Source organism: Chryseobacterium proteolyticum (assembly GCF_046591535.1).
GTDB classification, from domain to species: Bacteria; Bacteroidota; Bacteroidia; order Flavobacteriales; family Weeksellaceae; genus Chryseobacterium; species Chryseobacterium proteolyticum.
In genome coordinates this window covers 653,631-672,321 of sequence record NZ_JBJLWK010000003.1, presented here as the reverse complement: position 1 = coordinate 672,321, position 18,691 = coordinate 653,631, and the positions used below count along the sequence as shown (strand labels likewise).

Here is an 18,691-nt window from a genome sequence, read left to right as displayed (position 1 = left end):
TTTAATTTCTAAAATTAAAGTATTTCTTTTTTACTTTTTATTAAAATTTATTTAAAATCTTAATCTTCAAATTCTTCTCTCAGAATGCGCTTTACATCTTCGATGGTTTCTTCCTCAAGGTCAACCATATTTAAAAGACTTTCAGTATCCTTATCCAATACTGATTTCGCAGTAGTAAGACCTACTTTCTTAAATTCATCCAAAATCCACTGCTCGATATCGTCATTAAATTCTCTCAAATCAACATCGTCATCCTCGCTAGACTCTCTATAAACATCTATTTCATACCCTGTCAACCAAGAAGCCAGTCTGATATTTTGACCTTGCTTTCCAATTACCTTAGAAATTTCTTCTACAGGTGTATAAACTAACGCATAGCTACTGTTCTCATTGATGTCTATTTTGTTAATTGTAACGTTACCTAACGCTCTCTTAACTAAAATTTCAGGATTTTTAGACCACTGAATAACATCTATATTTTCATTTTTCAACTCTCTTACAACTCCATGAATCCTGGATCCCTTAACACCCACACAAGCACCAACCGGATCAATTCTATCATCATAAGCATCTACGGCAATCTTAGCCTTTTCACCAGGAATCCTTACCACTTTTTTAAGCATAATCGTTCCATCCTGAATCTCAGGAATCTCCAGCTCCAATAATTTCTCAAGGAACTTAGGTGCAGTTCTGGAAATAATAATTTGTGGCTTTGAACCTTTAAAATCAACCGACTCTACGATAGCTCTGATGTTCTCTCCTTTTTTAAAGAAGTCAGAAGGAATCTGGTTTTCTTTTGGTAAAATAAATTCATTACCCTCATCATCTAACAAAATTACATGTTTGTGACGAATATGATGAATTTCTCCAACAACAATCTCTCCAATTCTGTCTCTGAACTGCTCATACAACATTGCATTATTATGCTCCTGAAGTTTTGTAGCGAGAATCTGCTTCAAAGTTAATATATTTCTTCTTCCCAGCTGTGCAACAGGAATCTCCATTGTAAAGTCTTCCCCTACTTCAAAAGTCGGGTCGATTTTTTTAGCTTCAGAAATTTCAATTTCCAAATCATCGTCTTCCGACATCTCATCCTCTACGATTGTTTTATTTAAAAATATCTGAAAATCCCCCTTATCAGGGTTTACAATCACATCAAAATGATCATCTGAATCAAACCTTTTTCTCAAAAGAGTTTTCAGTGAATCTTCAATAATTGCCATAAGATCAATTTTACTGATCCCTTTTTCGTCTTTAAAATCACCAAAGGATTCAATCAACGCTATATTATCCATTTATTCTTTTTTCTTTTTAAAATTTAATTACTACTAATGCTTTTTTTATCTCAGAGTAAGGAATTTCCTTTTCCTCCTCCACATCTACTTTACCTTTTCCAATATCTTTTGGTTTTCGGTATCGTAAAATAAGTGTGATTTTTTCTTCATCCACTTTTGACAATTCACCTTCTATTTTAGAAGAATCCTCAAGAACAATTTCAATTTCTCGTCCTATATTTTTGTTAAACTGTCTGGGAGTAGATAACGGTTCGCTTAGTCCCGCAGACATCACCTGAAGACTAAAATCATGTTCTTCACGATCCATATTGAACTCTATTGCCCGGCTTGCATCAAGACAATCCTGCAAAGAAACTCCATTATCACCATCTAAAATCACTGTAATATCATCCCCTGCAGAAAACTTCAGATCAATAAGAAATAAATCTTTTCTGGTTTCAAGGAATTCATTTAATAATTCTTCAATTTTCTTTCTAAACTCCATAATTTTATGCTTGATTTACAGTACGAAAAAAGGCTTTCTTCCGAAGCCTTCCCATTTTTTTCCGTAAATCCAATGCAAATATAAGATATTTTTTCTAAAAAAGCAAAATCATCTTATTATCAGATAAATAACCCAGCAATGTATTAACATTAAATTTAAAGAGGGGTTGACAGTATTTTTATTATTTTTGTGATGAATTTTAAAAACAAACATTTTGAATATAACAATTGTAGGAACAGGTTATGTGGGATTAGTTACCGGAACTACCCTTGCAGAACTTGGCAATTCAGTATACTGTGTTGACATTGATGAAAAAAAAGTTGAAGGCATGAAAAACGGCATTGTTCCCATATATGAGCCGAACCTTGAAGAGATGTTCCATAGAAACATTCAGTCTCAAAGGTTATTTTTCACCACCAATTTAAAAGAAGCATTAGATAAAAGCGAAGTCGTATACCTTGCTTTACCTACTCCTCCCGGGGAAGACGGATCTGCTGATCTTTCTTATGTGTTGAGTGTTGCCAATAGTATTGGCGAACTGATGACTGAATATAAGGTCATTGTTAACAAAAGTACAGTTCCCGTGGGAACGGCAGAGAAAGTAAAAGAAGTTATTTCTTCAAAAACAAACATTCCTTTTGATGTTGTTTCCAATCCGGAATTTTTAAGGGAAGGCTTTGCTGTAGAGGACTCTATGAACCCTGCAAGAGTTGTTGTCGGATCGAGTTCAGAGAGAGCTAAAAATATCATGTCCAAAATATACCAGCCTTTTACCAATACAGGAATTCCTATTATATTCATGGATGAAAAATCTTCTGAACTTACCAAATATGCATCGAACTCATTTTTAGCCGTGAAAATTACATTTATGAATGAGATTGCCAATTATTGTGAAAAAGTAGGCGCTGATGTTGACAAAGTAAGATTGGGAATGGGAAGTGATGACAGAATTGGTCACCGCTTTTTATTTCCCGGAATTGGGTATGGGGGAAGTTGTTTCCCTAAAGATGTGAAGGCATTAATTAAATCTGGGAAGCAGGAAGATTTTAATTTCCAGATTTTAGAAGCTACAGAAAATGTAAATACAACTCAAAAAGTTATTCTGGTTTCTGATATTGAAAAATATTTCGGAGGAGATCTTAATGGAAAAAAGATTGCAATCTGGGGACTAGCTTTTAAGGCAAATACCGATGACATACGTGAAGCTTCCTCTTTGGACAACATTAATCTTTTGTTGAAAAAAGGAGCTAAAATAACCGCGTATGATCTAGTCGCTGAAAACAATGTTCGTCAGATTATTGGAGACCAGATCCAATATGCAAAAACGATGTACGATGCTTTAGAAGGAGCTGACGCATTATTCATTGCTACGGAATGGCCTGAATTCAAAAATCCTAATTTTGATCTGATGGCCGAAAAAATGAACAATAAAGTTATATTTGACGGAAGAAATATGTATCCTTTGGAGGTTCCCAGACAACATGGATTCTATTATAAAAGTATTGGAAGGCAAACTATCTTAAATTCAGAGATTGATTAGCTGACATACTCACCGTCACTATAAAACGTTAAGTATAATATTAGATATAATACTTTACCTATCTTTAAACCTTAATTATTTTCAAAATATTAAAATGAAAAATATAATCATTACCGGAGGGGCTGGTTTTATTGGCTCTCATGTTGTCAGAGAATTTGTAAAAAATAATCCCGACTCAACAATCATCAATCTTGATGCTCTTACCTATGCAGGAAATTTAGAAAATTTAAAAGATATTGAAAACGAATCTAATTATGTTTTTGAAAGAGCAGATATTACAAAACCTGAAGAATTAAGAATAATTTTTGAAAAATACAACCCTGATGCTGTCATACATTTAGCTGCAGAAAGTCATGTAGACAGAAGTATTACGGACCCTATGGCTTTCATTAATACGAATGTAAATGGCACCGCCAACCTTCTTAATCTATGTAAAGAATTCTGGACTCTAAACCCCGATCATACACACGGAAGATTCCCGAATGAAACAAGAAAAAATTTATTCTATCATGTTTCTACAGATGAAGTTTATGGAAGTTTAGGAGAAACCGGCTTTTTCCTGGAAACAACCTCTTACGACCCTCAATCTCCTTATTCAGCATCTAAAGCTGCTTCTGATCATTTAGTAAGAGCTTATGGAAATACATATGGGATGCCTTTTATCGTATCCAACTGTTCAAACAACTATGGCCCAAATCATTTTCCTGAAAAGTTGATTCCTCTCTGTATTTCCAACATTATTAATGAAAGGCCACTTCCTATCTATGGTGATGGTAAGTATACAAGAGATTGGTTATTTGTTATTGACCATGCGAAAGCAATTCACCAAATATTTAACGAAGCAAAGACAGGTGAAACTTATAATATTGGTGGATTTAATGAATGGCAAAATATTGACCTTGTCAGAGAATTGATCAAGCAAATGGATGCAAAACTTGGAAAACCATCCGGATACTCTGAAAAATTAATCACTTTTGTAAAAGACAGGCCAGGACACGATAAGCGATACGCTATTGACGCATCAAAGCTAAATAAGGACTTAGGCTGGAAACCCTCCGTAACGTTTGAGCAAGGATTGTCAAAAACTATTGACTGGTACCTTGAAAACAAAGAATGGTTAGAAAATGTAACCTCAGGGGATTATCAAAAATACTATGAAAATCAATACAATTAACCCAAAAGGATATGCCTATTTTTTTTCTTATCAACAATGAAATCTCAATTGGGCACCAATTGAAGAAATAAAAAAACAAATACATGAAAGGAATAATTTTAGCCGGCGGTTCCGGTACAAGACTTTACCCTCTTACCATTGCTGTAAGTAAACAGCTAATGCCGGTTTATGATAAACCAATGATATATTATCCCCTGTCTACATTATTATTAGCAGGAATCAGAGATATATTAATTATTACTACTCCTCATGACCAGGAAGGTTTCGTTAAACTATTAGGCGATGGATCACAGATAGGTTGCAATATTGAATATGTTGTACAGCCAAGCCCGGACGGTCTTGCTCAGGCTTTTATTCTTGGAGATTCTTTCATTGGAAATGATCCTGCGGCACTGGTATTAGGAGATAATATTTTTTATGGGTCCGAAATGGGAACACTCTTAAAAAACAAAACAAATCCTAATGGAGGGGTCGTTTTTGCTTATCATGTTTCCGATCCTGAAAGATACGGCGTTGTGGAATTCGATAATGATTTTAAGGCTGTATCTATAGAAGAAAAACCCACACATCCAAAATCTAATTATGCAGTTCCCGGCTTATATTTTTATGATAATGAAGTTGTAGAAATCGCAAAAAACATACAACCTTCAGCACGTGGCGAGCTTGAAATTACAGATGTAAATAATGTCTATCTTAAAAAAGGAAAACTGGAAGTCGGTGTTTTGGACAGAGGGACAGCATGGTTAGACACAGGGACATTTGATTCTCTTCATGATGCTTCAGAGTTTGTAAGCGTCATTGAAAAGAGGCAGGGTTTTAAAATCGGATGTATTGAAGAGATTGCATTCAGGAATAAATTTATCAACGAAGAAAAGTTATTACAGACAGCTTTAAAGTATGGTAAAAGTGGATATGGTAAATACCTTACCGAGCTCGTAAACAAATAATCTTAATCAGAAATTTATAAAGCTGTTATCTTGAATGATTACAGCTTTTGTTTATAATAATAAATATCAATATATTAGTTATTATTTTTAGTTTTTAGATGAATAATAATTCATAATATATAGAACTATGAGAAAATTAATTATTATAAATTTGCATAAACTTAACACAAATGAATGAACCACAACAAAAGTGGACAGAAACCATTGAAGCTAATCACACCTTATTTGATTTAAAGCTCAAAGAAGTATGGAGATACAAAGATCTTATTTACATGTTTGTGAAAAGAGATTTCGTCTCGAGCTTTAAACAAACGGTATTGGGGCCTATTTGGTTTTTCATCAATCCTATTTTTACAACTATAACCTATTTAATTGTTTTTGGAAGAATAGCTAAACTACCAACGGATGGAGCCCCTCCTTTGTTATTTTATCTAGCAGGGATTACTCTCTGGAATTATTTTTCAACATCATTAACAGGTACCTCATATACTTTCGCAGGAAATGCAGGTATTTTTGGAAAGGTATATTTTCCTAGACTTGTAACTCCCCTTTCAATAGTCATTTCTAATTTAATGAGATTTGGGGTACAATTCATATTGTTCATGATCGTGTGGGGCTATTATTTTGCAAAAGGAGAAGCACATCCTAATATTTGGATATTAGCCACTCCTTTTCTGGTGATCCTTATGGCGTTGTTTGCATTAGGTGTAGGAATGATTTTTTCATCCCTTACAACAAAGTATAAGGACTTAAATATGCTTCTTGGATTTGGTGTAAGCTTATACATGTATGCTACTCCGGTTATATATCCAACATCTTCACTTCCTGCAGGTTTCAAAAGCATTGCTTATTACAATCCGTTAACCGGAATTTTTGAATGCTTTAAATATGCATGGCTGGGAGTAGGGAACTTTTCTCCACTTATGTTAGGAATCAGTACTGCAATAATTCTAGTACTGTTAGCAATAGGAACAGTTATTTTCAACAGAGTTGAAAAGACCTTTATGGATACTGTATAATCTGATGGTAAACATTTAGTATTTTGTAGTACAAGTCTAATTACTTTAAACAAAAAAAAATATGCTGGCTTTAAAAGCTGAAAACATATCAAAACAGTACCGCTTAGGACAAGTGGGTACAGGAACTCTCAGCCATGATCTAAACAGATTTTGGTACAGGGTAAGAGGAAAGGATGATCCCTATTTAAAAATAGGAGATACCAATGATAGAACAACAAAAGGTAATTCAGAATACGTTTGGTCTTTAAGGGATATTAATTTTGAAGTTGAACAAGGGGATGCCGTAGGAATTATTGGAAGAAACGGAGCCGGAAAATCGACCTTACTAAAACTATTAAGTAAAGTAACAAAACCTACAACCGGAAAAATATATACTCAAGGGAGAATTGCATCTTTATTGGAAGTGGGTACAGGATTTCATCCGGAAATGACGGGAAGGGAGAATGTTTTCTTAAATGGTGCAATTCTGGGAATGACTCGCAAAGAGATCAAACGTAAATTTGATGAAATTGTCGACTTTTCCGGAGTAGAAAGATATATTGATACACCTGTAAAAAGATATTCTTCCGGAATGTATGTACGTTTAGCCTTCGCTGTGGCAGCCCATCTTGAATCCGAAATCCTTATTGTAGATGAAGTATTAGCTGTAGGTGATGCAGATTTCCAAAAAAAGTGTCTTGGAAAAATGGGTGATGTTACTAAAGGAGAAGGAAGAACAATTCTTTTTGTAAGTCACAATATGACTGCTATAAAAGAATTATGCAAAAGCGGGATTTTATTAAACCAGGGCCATTTGGATTATTCAGGAAACATTCTCCAAACCATTACGGAGTATCAGAAAAATGCTGAAAGACAAAGCAGCTATATCCATGAAGGATCATTAGAAACAGCTTTAGGGAATGAATACATCAGAATATTAGAATTTTCAGCTCAACCAGCAAAAGGTACTTTTCTAGATATTGAGTCTGGTGTGAAAATAAGACTGAGGTTTTATAATTTCAAAGAAAACATCAATCTCGATACGACTTTTGAGCTTCGAACATATGAAGAAGCTGTTGTTTTTCACACCGGGGCTTTCGTTGCCGCAAATAACAGTTCACGGAAAAAAGAATATGTCGTGGAATTTGATATTCCATCTAATCTTCTTAATGCAGGAAATTATTATTTCAAGTTAATTTTTGGCGAGGATCAGAAAATCCCTCTTTACATTGCTAATGAAATTATTGGGTTCGAAATTGAAAATGTTAAACGAGGAACTAATATTAACTCCTTACCTGGAATTATTAGACCAGACTTTAATTATCACATTAAATAGTTTAGAATGGATAGGGTTCAGTATTTTGATTTAAATAAAATCGGTAATTCGTCTCTTGGTTTTATAACAGTTGCAGAGAGTCTAAAGAATATCCCCTTCGATGTAAAGCGAGTATATTGGACCTATTATACTCCTCAGGATGTCATGAGGGGAGGACATGCCCATAAAAACTTAAAACAAATTATTTTCGCTGTATCTGGAACTATTGAATTTAATGTAGAAGATAAAAATGGTAACAAAGAAACTTTTATTCTGGATAATCCATCAAGAGGCATTTATATTCCGAAGCTAATATGGCGGGATATTAAATTTTCACATAGTGCTGTATTACTATGTTTAGCATCTGAGCTTTACGATGAAAACGACTATTTCAGGAGTTATGAAGAATTTGTTTCGTATGATACAGTAAAGTCAAGTACGCAACTAGTAGATTACACAAAAGATATTCTGGAAAAATCCTGGATCTGGCTTAATGATCCGGAAATTAAGAGACTAACAAACACACCTGATTTCACTAAGGAGGATCAGAAAAAATGGTTTGAACAACTAGAAACACTTGAGAATTACTATATTAAGGGAGTTGCTTTTGATGGCAATATTATTGGCGCTGCAGGTTTAAAAAGAATAGATCCAAGCTTAAAAAATGCAGAATACTTTGGCTATATTGGGGAAAAACAATATTGGGGACAAGGATTAAGTAAATTTATTTTAGAAGAAATATGTCGTTCTGCTAAAGAAAAATATAAACTAACTACTATTTATTTAAATGTTGTCCCGGATAATATCAGAGCGATAAAAGCTTATGAGAATTTCGGATTCCGGATAGACTCAATTGTAAAAGATAATGTAAAAATGTCTTTAAAACTATAAATGGATATACAGATAACACGATATAATAATACTCAGAAAGATTCATGGGATAGGTTTCTCAAAGAAAGCAAAAATGGATTGTTTTTTTTTGAACGGAATTACATGGATTATCACTCTGACAGATTTATAGATCATTCATTGATTTTTACTAAGAAAGATCAGATTATTGCAGTCTTTCCTGCAAATGAAGCCAATGAGGAGATCTTTTCACATGCCGGATTAACCTATGGCTCCTTAATCAGCTATGAAAAAATTAAAGCTGTTGAGGTAATAGAGGTTTTTCAACTTTTACTTAATTATTATAGGAATAATAATTTTAAAAAGATAACTTATAAAGCTATTCCTTCTATCTTTTCTGAACAGCCTTCTCAAGAAGATTTGTATGCATTATTTTTGAATAATGCAAAACTTACCCGGCGAGATATATCATCTGTTTTATCAATACAAAACAGATTACCACTCGCCAATTCTCCTGCCAGAAGATATAAGAAATGCCTGAAGCTAGGACTTGAAATAAAAGAAAATAAAACCTTTGATAACTATTGGAGTCTTTTAACAAATGTTCTCGCTTCAAACCATGGAGCCAAACCAGTTCATAATCTTCATGAGATCCAACAATTAGCTGAAAGTTTTCCCAATAATATAAAACTTTATGAGGTTAGAGAAAATGGAGAACTTTTAAGCGGAACTGTCATTTTTGATTTCGGAAATGTTATACACACGCAATATCTCGCAAATTCTGAAAGAGGGCGAGAAATAGGAGCTCTTGATTATCTTCTCATTAAGTTATTTGAAGAATATTTTCAGGGAAGAACCTATTTCAGTTTCGGGATATCTACTGAAAACCATGGGAAGTTATTAAACGAAGGTCTTATTAATCAAAAAGAAATGTATGGTGGAAGAGGTATCTGCAATGATTTTTATGAAATTACTTTAAACTAAAATCGCATGATAAACTTTTTAGATTTAAAAAAAATAAACCTCAAGTATCAGGAGGAGATTGAAAACAAACTTTTACAAGTATTCCGAAGTGGTTGGTATTTATTAGGAGATGAACTTAAAAATTTTGAAAAAAATTTATCTGAGTATATTGGCTCTAAATATGCAATTGGAGCGGCCAATGGTCTTGACGCGTTACGTCTTATTTTTCGTGCTTACATTGAATTAGGTTTTATGCATCCGGGGGATGAAGTTATTGTACCCTCCAACACCTACATCGCTTCAATTTTAGCTCTTTCAGACAATGGGTTGATACCGGTACTGGTAGAACCTGATATTAATACTTACAATATTGATATTTCTAAAATTAAAGAAAAAATAACATCCAAAACAAAAGCTATCCTAATTGTTCATTTACAAGGTAGAGTTATTTTTTCAGAAGAATTAAAGAAAATATCACAAAAATATCACTTAAAGATAATAGAAGATAACGCTCAGGCAATTGGTGCGGAGTGGAAAAATATTAAGTCAGGAAATCTTGGTGATGCAGCTGGATTTAGTTTCTATCCAGGGAAAAATCTGGGAGCCATTGGAGATGCTGGTGCTGTCACTACGAATGATAAAGTATTATTTGAAACGATCAAAGCGTTAGGAAATTATGGATCAAAGGAAAAATACATTAATATTTACAAAGGTCTCAACTCCAGGTTAGATGAAATTCAAGCAGCAGTTCTTGATGTAAAATTAAAATATATCGATCAAGAAAATGAAGCCCGTAGAAATATTGCAAATAAATTTATTCTTGGAATAACAAATCCCAAAATTATTCTTCCTGAAAATCCATCAGAAGAAAAAGAGCATGTATGGCATGTATTTGTAATACGGACAGAAAATCGGGACGAACTGCAACAATACCTTCATAATAAAGGCATTCATACAATCATACACTATCCTATTCCACCTCATCAGCAGAAAGCGTACAAAGAAATGAATAACCTTACATTTCCTATAAGTGAAAAAATACATAAAGAAGTATTGAGCTTACCCATTTCTTCTGTTCTTGAAGAAATAGAAATAGAAACTATTATCAAAGCTTTAAATGAATACTAATGACAGATTTTCCACTAGTAACTGTTGTCGTTGTTTCATATAATCATAGTGGTTATATAGAAGAGTGTCTAAATAGCATCAAAAATCAAACCTATAAAAACATTCAACTTATTGTAGGAGATGATGCTTCACCGGATAACTCTGTGGAAGTATTTGAAAATTGGTTGGTTAACAATAACTATCCTGCAGAGAAAAACTTCCACACAAAAAATACAGGGTTAGCAACAATGCTAAATGAATGTGTTCAGCTTGCAAGAGGAAAATATATAAAACTTATTGCAGCAGATGATTTCCTTCATCCTGATTTTTTAGAAAAATGTGTAAAGATCTTAGAAACGAAAGATAATAGCTTTGCTGTTGCTTTTACCTCAGCATACATTGTAGAAAAAGATGAAAGTTTAGTAGAATATTATGGCAATTTTGATTTCTATAAGGATGAACACCAATTTAGGAAGCTTGAAAAGACAAGAAATTTTGTTCCTGCGGTAAGTGCACTTATCAAAACTAAAGCACTTATTGAAACTGGATCTTATAATAAAGATATTCTTTTAGAGGATTATGATAAATGGTTAAAAATAAACCAGAAATATTTTTTCATCTTTATTCCTGAACATTTAGCCTATTACCGCAAACATGACGAAAATATTTCTACTCTAAAATCAAGAATAGTCTTTGTTGAAGAAATTTTATTAAGGTTGCAGTATGATACCGAATTGGAAAACAAAGTGGAACTTAATAACAGTATTAAAAAAATTTATCTCACTTCAAAAAGTAAAGAGGAGCTAAAAAAAAACCTTTGAAAAATATGATAGATATAAAGGAAAAGAACCTTGGCTGAATTTTTGTTTGAGATACCGCTTACCGGTTAAACTATATCATTTAAAATATAAATTTTTCTAATGTTCCTGAGACTAAAAAAATACATTGATAGAAAGGCCACATCTTGGATCACTCAGCTAGAGGTACAAAGAAAGAAAAAGCTTTGGCGGACATTTAGTTTGAAAACCAATATTAATATTCATCACACCTTTGCTCCACAGGATATCAACATTTTTAAAGGTAATGAGGGAGATTTTGGTAAGATAACAATTGGGGAATTTTTTTTTTGTAAGAGATTACTGTAGTATTTCTGTGCTTCCAGGTGCTTCTTTGACGATTGGTAACAATGTATTTTTTAATAATTATTCTTCTATTAATTGTCTTGATAATATTTTAATTGGTGATAATTCCATATTTGGAGAAGGTGTAAAATTGTATGATCACAATCACAAATATGGTTTTAATCCGGAATTTTCCATTGATAAAACAGACTTTAAAACATCTCCTATTGTAATTGGCAAAAATTGTTGGATTGGAAGCAATACTGTTATACTAAAGGGAGTAAATATCGGTGACAATTGTGTTATTGGGGCTGGATGTGTAATTCACAAGTCAATTCCTCCCAATACCATTATAAAAAATGGTCAAAATTTAATCTTTGAATCTCTACAAAAATGAGTGAAACAAAAAAAAATATTAGTTATTTCCCACGAAGCATCATTATCTGGTGCCCCTATCCTACTATTGAGTGTATTAAAAAAATTAAAACAAGAAAGAAAGAATTTTAGTATTGATATATTGTTGCTCCGAGCAGGGCAGCTTTATGAAGATTTTGCTAAAATATCTGATAATAAAATTATAGTAGCTACCTATTATAATCAATCTTTTTCATTTATTAACAGAAACTTCAAAAAATTTCAGGCAACCTTTTTTCCAAAATCTGAAACGAAAGAAGAGCAAATTGAAAAAATAACCGGCAGGCTTTTTTTAAATAATTATGATCTGGTGTATGCCAATACTGCAGAAACCTTCATCTGGACAATTCCTTTTTATAAAAGAAATATTCCTACCATTGTTGCCATTCATGAATTAGCCTTTGGGGTGGAAAGTTCTTATTCAAAAGAATTTATTTTTGAAAATTTCTCTAACGTTTCTACTATTATTGCAGGCTCTAAGGCAGTTGCTGACAATTTGATAAAAAGATATAATGTTGATGAAAATAAAATAAAAGTTATTCATTCTTTTGTTGACGAGAAAATTAAAATTCAAAAGGATAAAACTGTCTTAAAAAAAAGAGCTCAACATAAATGATGAAGAATTAGTCATTGGTATTGCCAGTTCTCAGGAATTAAGAAAAGGAACAGATCTTGTACCTCTTTTAGTAAAAAAGATTGCAGATCGTACAAACATTAAATTCAAATTCATCAACCTTGGAGGTTCTTCTAAAATCGGTCCTGTAAAATGTTCTAAACTTGATGCTGAGAAACTGGGAGTGGACGACAAGATTATATACGTGGATCATAACAAATTTCCTAATGATTATATCAACATTTTTGACATCTTTCTTTTACTATCAAGAGAAGATCCATTCCCTTTGGTCATGCTTACCGCTGCAAAGCTTAAGAAACCTATTGTTGCATTCGAGCAAAGTGGCGGTGCAGTAGAGTTTCTTGAAGGAGGGTTTGGTGTTCTTACACCTTATCTAGACCTTGATACAATGGCATCGGAAATTGTTAAATTATTGCAGGATCAGCATCTCAGAGAAAATTACGGAAATAAAATCCAAGATAAATTGGAACAGGAATATTCCGAGAAAAAACTGACTACAGATATTTTTCAGACCATGGACAATCTCCTGAATTAAAATTTAAGAATCAGTCCTATGATTTCGATTATCATATCTTCATATCTCCCTCTTTATTTCTCTGCACTGGAAAGAAATATTGCAGATACGATTGGTGTTCCATATGAAATTATTAAAATAGATAATCCCGGGATTATGGGAATTTGCGAGGCTTATAATAACGGGGCGGAGAAAGCAAAATATGATTACCTTCTTTTTATCCATGAAGATATCCTCTTTCAAATAACCGAATGGGGTCTAAAGTTAATTTCTCATCTCAATGTATCAGGAACAGGCGTTATAGGACTTGCCGGCTCTTCCTATGTTCCGGTTGCTCCTTCCAGCTGGACGGTTTCTGAAGAATACAATTTTATCAATATTTTACAAGGAAACAAGAACAATACTGAATCATTTTTAATTAAAAGAGTCCCTCAGGATATGAATCCTGTATACGCTGTAGATGGTGTTTTCCTTGGCATTAAAAAAGAAAACTTTATTAATTATAAATTTAATTCAGATATAAAAGGATTTCATGGCTACGATCTGGACTTCACTTTAAGAGTTTCAAAAAAACTTCAGAATTACGTAGTTGATGACATACTTGTTCAACATTTTTCAATGGGAAATCTTGAAAAGAAATGGCTTGATGCAAATATCAGAATTAGATCACAACTCGGATCAGACTTTCAAAAGCGGATTGATCATAAAACAGAAGAAAAAATTTTCTCCGGTTTTTTGTATAAATATTTTGAGTATTATCCTATTACAATAAAAAGCCTTTTATTTACACTAAAGTTTTACCCATATAAATATTTTAACTACAAACAACATTGTTTTTTTATTAAAAAATATTTTAACTATATAAGGTACAAATCTCAAATCAACAAAAAATTAAAAACAAATTAATTATATTCACCTAAAATAACATAAGACACAATATGATTATAGGAAACGGGCTTATTGCTAATTCATTAAAAAATATAGATACTGAAGACGTTCTTTATTTTGCTTCCGGTGTGTCCAACTCCCTTGAAACTAAAGAAACCGAATTTAAAAGAGAATTTGATCTTTTAAGCAATGCCCTTCTAAATAATAAAGAAAAGAAATTGGTATATTTTTCCACTCTAAGTGTACATGATCAATCAAAGCAGAACAGCAATTATGTACTACATAAGCTAGCAATGGAAAATTACATTAAGAATAAATCTGATAATTATCTTATCTTAAGAATTGGAAACATTGTAGGAAAAGGAGGTAATCCCAATACTCTTTTCAACTTTCTCAAAACAAAAATTAAAGATAACAGTAGATTTACAGTTCATCGTAATGCCAGAAGATTGTTATTAGATATTGATGATATTTCAGGCTTTCTTGATACGACATGCAGATCTGTAAAAAACGAAACAATCAACTTTGCATTTCCTTATTATTATAACTTAAGAGAGATTATCAATGCTATTCAGGATCAGATACAACAGGAAGCTTACTATGATGAGGTCGAAGAAGGAGATTTTTATAAAGTAACTTTTGACCAAAATACGGATGCTTTTTTCTCAGGAGTAAAACCTGATGTCTATTTAAACAATTTAGCTCAAAAGTATATTTAAAATATAAAAACAGTGATACCTAAGATTTATTTTATTATTGTTACCTACAATGCCATGAAATGGGCAGAAAGATGCTTTACAAGTCTAAGAGAATCTTCTGTCCCTGTACAGTGCATTGTTATTGATAATGGATCTACTGATTGCACACAGGAATATATACAAGAAAAATTTCCTGAAATACAATTTATTCAGTCCCCAGAAAACTTAGGATTTGGAAAAGCTAATAACATAGGAATTGAGAAAGCATATAAGGATGGTGCAGATTTCTTTTATTTAATGAATCAGGATGCATGGTTATATCCGGATAGTATAAAGAACCTCCTGCAAGTCTACAATACCCATCCCGATCAAAATGACATTGGAATTATAAGCCCAATGCAGGTAGACGGATCAGAAAAATACCTGGATATTTTTTTAGATAAATATATAGCTCAGAACTGTGATAAGACGAGATTAATCTCTGATCTTTATTTTCAAACAATAAAACCTTTCTACGAAATCAATTTTATTAACGCAGCACATTGGCTTCTACCGAAGCAAACGATAGAAACAGTTGGCGGATTTAATCCTTATTTTTTCCACTATGGCGAAGATAATGAATATGTAAATCGGGTTCATTTTCATAAAAAAAAGATCATCCTCGTACCCTCTAGTAAGGCAGTACATGATGGAGTACAGTTACTGAATAAGATTGATTACAATAAGTATAAAGATCTGCGTATTGAAACAAATATTATAAATCCAAACTTACCCAACGCCTTACAGCTTGAGAAAAAATCGCTGAAACAGAGTATTTTCAAAAACCTTTTACTAGGGAACAGAACCGAATATAAAAAATTATCTCACCGATATAAAAAAATATCCCAAGAGGAAAAAATACTTATTGATATTCGAAATAAGGTAAAACAGGAAGGTCCTTCTTTTCTCAATCTTTCGTAAATTAGTCCCAAGAGATGGAATTTTTTTAACAAAATGGTGATGAAAAAACAAAACAAATGTGTGGAATAGCAGGAATTATCAGCAATAATGCCAGAAATTATACAGAAGAAATCAAAAAAATGACTGATGCAATTGCGCATCGTGGCCCGGATTCTTCCCATTATGAATTTTATGATCATATTGCTTTGGGACATCGCAGATTATCAATCATCGATTTATCTGAAAATGGAATACAACCCATGTACTCCAACACAAAAAACGAATGCATCGTTCTGAATGGTGAAATTTACGGTTATCTTGACATCAAAAAAAGGTATGCCGAGTATCCATACCATGGAAGTTCTGATACCGAGGTGATTTTAGCCATGTATCAAAGGAAGCAGGAAAACCTCATTCATGATCTTCCCGGAATGTTTGCATTTGCTATTTGGGATGAACAAAAGCAACAGTTGTTTTGCGCCCGTGATCGTTTTGGAGAAAAACCTTTCTTTTATGCTATTGGACATAACAATGAATTTATTTTTGCCTCAGAAATCAAAGCAATCCTTGCTTCCGGACTTATACAGCCTAAGGTAAATCCTGATGCATTAGGACACTATCTCCAGAATGGATATGTAAACACATATCAAAGTATTTACTCTAATATCTTTGCACTTCCTCCAGCCCATCAGCTCATCTGGAAGGATGGAAAAATTGAAGTTTCACGCTATTATAATTTACCTGCGAAAGATAGAGTTATAGGCTTATCTGATGCTAAAGAAGAATTTTTATATCTTTTAAAAAATGCGGTTGAAAAACAGCTTATTGCAGATGTGGAAGTGGGAAGCTTTCTAAGTGGAGGACTCGACTCTTCCTCTATTGTTGCATTAGTTAATGAATTTTTACCTAAACAAACTACTATTAGTTTTGGCTATGATCATAAAGATAGCGAGCTGAAATACGCAAAAGAGATTGCTGAAAAGTACAACACCAATCACATTGAAGTTCATGAAAAAAAACAGGATATAGCAGCGTCACTTTTAAAAGTTTCACCCTTTCTGGATGAGCCCTTTGCTGATATTTCTTATCTCCCACATTATGAAATCTGTAAGAACGCAAGAAAGAATCTCACCGTTGTTCTATCAGGAGATGTTGGTGATGAATTATTCGGAGGATACCATTTTTATAAAGTTGAAGATCAACTAAGAAATCATTTTAGCTATAAAAACATCATCGCAAAATTTGGATTAAAGCTTTATCAGAATTTTAGAAAGACTTCTTTTGTTACCCAAAAGAATCTGCAATATTCTTCTGTTTTGGATTTTCATCAGAACTCCGTAAGAAATGCATTTAATAAAAATGAACAAAAGCTTTTGGGAATTTCAACAGATTATCACCAACCTTATAGCTTTATTCCTGACCCTGATTCTCTGAATGATATTATGAGGGTCGATCTTGAAAATTATGTACCTGGCAATATGATGATGAAATCCGATAGGATGGCAATGGCTAATTCGCTGGAAGTTAGAACCCCTTTTCTCGATATGGATTTTGCTGAATTTTGCATCCAACTTCCGGAACAATTGAAATTAAAAGGTGATAACGATAAAATCATACTCCGTGAAGCTATGGGGTCGTATTGGACTGAGACTATAAGAAAACGGCATAAGCAAGGATTTGGAATGAGCATTAAGGCATGGTTTGAAGAAGAGTCACTCATTAACCTTTCCAACGACCTGCTCAAAGATCCTAATCAGAAAATCTTTGACTATATTGATTTTGATAATGCTCAAAAATTTCTGAATAACGATCATAAACATTGGAATTTATTACAGCTTGCTTTATGGGCTTATAACAATAAATCTATATTATGATGCTTGAAATCTCAGTAATTATTCCTGTATATAATGCAGCTGAGTTTTTAGAAAAATCAGTTCAGTCAGCATTACAATTTGAAGAAGTAAAAGAAGTTATTTTAGTCGAAGACAAATCAATTGACAATTCACTGCAAATCTGTAAAAAATTAGCTAGTGAAAACAACAAAATCATCCTTCTTCAACATCCTGATAAAGAAAATCATGGTGCTGCTGCCTCGAGAAATCTCGGGATGCAAAAATCCACAGGAGACTTTATCTCATTTTTAGATGCAGACGATTATTATTTACCCAATCGTTTCGATGCCGAAAAAGAAATATTTAAAGATCCTAAAATAGAGGGGATCTTTGGTGCTATTGGTATAGAATATCTAACCGAAAAAGGGAGAGAGGAATTTCAGTCTAAGTTTAATGATACCTTTCTTACCAAAGTAAATTATCCCGCAGAAGGCATGGAAGTTTTTAAAGGACTTCTTGGATTAACACCTAAAACTTTCGGTACGTTTTTTCACTTAAATGCACTCACTATAAGAAGACATTCTATCGACACACATAACCTCAGGTTCAATGAACTTCTAAGGGTTCACCAGGATTCGGATTTTATAATTAAACTGACTTATCATTGTTACTTAAAGTCCGGGATTATAGATAAACCTGTCGCCATTCGAGGCATACATGATGACAACAGAATCACTAAAATTATTAAATATTCTCCTCAATACAATCAAAGGCAACTTCTTTTCTGGAAATCATTATATGATTGGGCTGAGCAACAAAATATTCCCTCTGGATCCAAAGAAAAAATTTATTTAAAGTATAAATCCTTTGATTTATCACAAAAAACCGGACTCATAAAATATTATAATATCTTTATTGAAGCAATTAAAAACCCCAATATATTAAAAACACAATATCGATTTAACTATCAAAAATAGAT

General features: G+C 32.9%; 19 protein-coding genes. 17 read left to right on the top strand and 2 right to left on the bottom strand.

The genetic code is table 11. The features are described from left to right. Positions 1–59: 59 nt before the first annotated feature. Both nusA and rimP read right to left on the bottom strand, forming a co-directional pair. Complete coding sequence (gene nusA / locus ACJ5H0_RS14100; RefSeq protein ID WP_172282359.1) at positions 60–1,295, bottom strand: transcription termination factor NusA; 1,236 nt, start codon at positions 1,293–1,295, stop codon at positions 60–62. Between the two features lie 16 nt (positions 1,296–1,311). After that, positions 1,312–1,779: a ribosome assembly cofactor RimP gene (gene rimP / locus ACJ5H0_RS14095; RefSeq protein WP_273650490.1), complete on the bottom strand. Its 468-nt coding sequence runs from the start codon at positions 1,777–1,779 to the stop codon at positions 1,312–1,314. A 214-nt stretch (positions 1,780–1,993) separates the two neighbouring features. On the opposite strand from rimP, the gene ACJ5H0_RS14090 reads away from it, so the two are divergent. From ACJ5H0_RS14090 to ACJ5H0_RS14010, 17 genes are all read left to right on the top strand, one after another. Continuing rightward, a complete protein-coding gene (locus tag ACJ5H0_RS14090; RefSeq protein ID WP_411249977.1) occupies positions 1,994–3,319 on the top strand; it encodes a UDP-glucose dehydrogenase family protein in 1,326 nt (441 codons plus the stop codon). A gap of 94 nt (positions 3,320–3,413) precedes the next feature. Continuing rightward, positions 3,414–4,493, top strand: a complete 1,080-nt coding sequence (gene rfbB / locus ACJ5H0_RS14085) for a dTDP-glucose 4,6-dehydratase (RefSeq protein ID WP_411249976.1) — start codon at positions 3,414–3,416, stop codon at positions 4,491–4,493. 83 nt (positions 4,494–4,576) lie between these two features. Then, on the top strand, positions 4,577–5,440 hold the full coding sequence (rfbA, locus tag ACJ5H0_RS14080) for a glucose-1-phosphate thymidylyltransferase RfbA (RefSeq protein WP_411249975.1): 864 nt from the start codon (positions 4,577–4,579) through the stop codon (positions 5,438–5,440). Between the two features lie 170 nt (positions 5,441–5,610). Further along, positions 5,611–6,459 carry an ABC transporter permease gene (locus tag ACJ5H0_RS14075; RefSeq protein WP_411249974.1) on the top strand — a complete coding sequence of 283 codons (849 nt, stop codon included), beginning with the start codon at positions 5,611–5,613 and terminating at the stop codon, positions 6,457–6,459. Between the two features lie 61 nt (positions 6,460–6,520). Continuing rightward, complete coding sequence (locus ACJ5H0_RS14070; RefSeq protein ID WP_411249973.1) at positions 6,521–7,774, top strand: ABC transporter ATP-binding protein; 1,254 nt, start codon at positions 6,521–6,523, stop codon at positions 7,772–7,774. 6 nt (positions 7,775–7,780) lie between these two features. Continuing rightward, a complete protein-coding gene (locus ACJ5H0_RS14065) occupies positions 7,781–8,644 on the top strand; it encodes a GNAT family N-acetyltransferase (RefSeq protein ID WP_411249972.1) in 864 nt (287 codons plus the stop codon). After that, positions 8,645–9,586, top strand: a complete 942-nt coding sequence (locus ACJ5H0_RS14060; protein WP_411249971.1) for a GNAT family N-acetyltransferase — start codon at positions 8,645–8,647, stop codon at positions 9,584–9,586. A gap of 6 nt (positions 9,587–9,592) precedes the next feature. After that, positions 9,593–10,693 carry a DegT/DnrJ/EryC1/StrS family aminotransferase gene (locus tag ACJ5H0_RS14055; protein ID WP_411249970.1) on the top strand — a complete coding sequence of 367 codons (1,101 nt, stop codon included), beginning with the start codon at positions 9,593–9,595 and terminating at the stop codon, positions 10,691–10,693. After that, entirely contained in the window at positions 10,693–11,493 is an 801-nt protein-coding gene (locus ACJ5H0_RS14050) for a glycosyltransferase family 2 protein (protein ID WP_411249969.1), read from the top strand. The genes ACJ5H0_RS14055 and ACJ5H0_RS14050 overlap by 1 nt, the downstream gene beginning before the upstream one ends. Before the next feature lie 289 nt (positions 11,494–11,782). Beyond that, complete coding sequence (locus ACJ5H0_RS14045) at positions 11,783–12,190, top strand: acyltransferase (protein ID WP_411249968.1); 408 nt, start codon at positions 11,783–11,785, stop codon at positions 12,188–12,190. Beyond that, entirely contained in the window at positions 12,191–12,823 is a 633-nt protein-coding gene (locus tag ACJ5H0_RS14040) for a glycosyltransferase (RefSeq protein WP_411249967.1), read from the top strand. Beyond that, positions 12,816–13,376: a glycosyltransferase gene (locus tag ACJ5H0_RS14035; RefSeq protein WP_411250357.1), complete on the top strand. Its 561-nt coding sequence runs from the start codon at positions 12,816–12,818 to the stop codon at positions 13,374–13,376. Before ACJ5H0_RS14040 ends, ACJ5H0_RS14035 begins: the two co-directional genes overlap by 8 nt. A gap of 18 nt (positions 13,377–13,394) precedes the next feature. Then, complete coding sequence (locus tag ACJ5H0_RS14030) at positions 13,395–14,261, top strand: glycosyltransferase (RefSeq protein ID WP_411249966.1); 867 nt, start codon at positions 13,395–13,397, stop codon at positions 14,259–14,261. A gap of 32 nt (positions 14,262–14,293) precedes the next feature. Continuing rightward, entirely contained in the window at positions 14,294–14,962 is a 669-nt protein-coding gene (locus ACJ5H0_RS14025; protein ID WP_411249965.1) for an NAD-dependent epimerase/dehydratase family protein, read from the top strand. A 12-nt stretch (positions 14,963–14,974) separates the two neighbouring features. After that, the gene (locus ACJ5H0_RS14020) at positions 14,975–15,901 is read left to right on the top strand and encodes a glycosyltransferase family 2 protein (RefSeq protein WP_411249964.1); all 927 of its coding nucleotides are present in this window, start codon (positions 14,975–14,977) and stop codon (positions 15,899–15,901) included. 56 nt (positions 15,902–15,957) lie between these two features. After that, the gene (gene asnB, locus ACJ5H0_RS14015) at positions 15,958–17,754 is read left to right on the top strand and encodes an asparagine synthase (glutamine-hydrolyzing) (RefSeq protein WP_411249963.1); all 1,797 of its coding nucleotides are present in this window, start codon (positions 15,958–15,960) and stop codon (positions 17,752–17,754) included. Further along, positions 17,751–18,689, top strand: coding sequence for a glycosyltransferase family 2 protein (locus ACJ5H0_RS14010; RefSeq protein ID WP_411249962.1), 939 nt, complete (start codon positions 17,751–17,753; stop codon positions 18,687–18,689). The genes asnB and ACJ5H0_RS14010 overlap by 4 nt, the downstream gene beginning before the upstream one ends. The last annotated feature ends 2 nt before the right edge of the window (positions 18,690–18,691 follow it).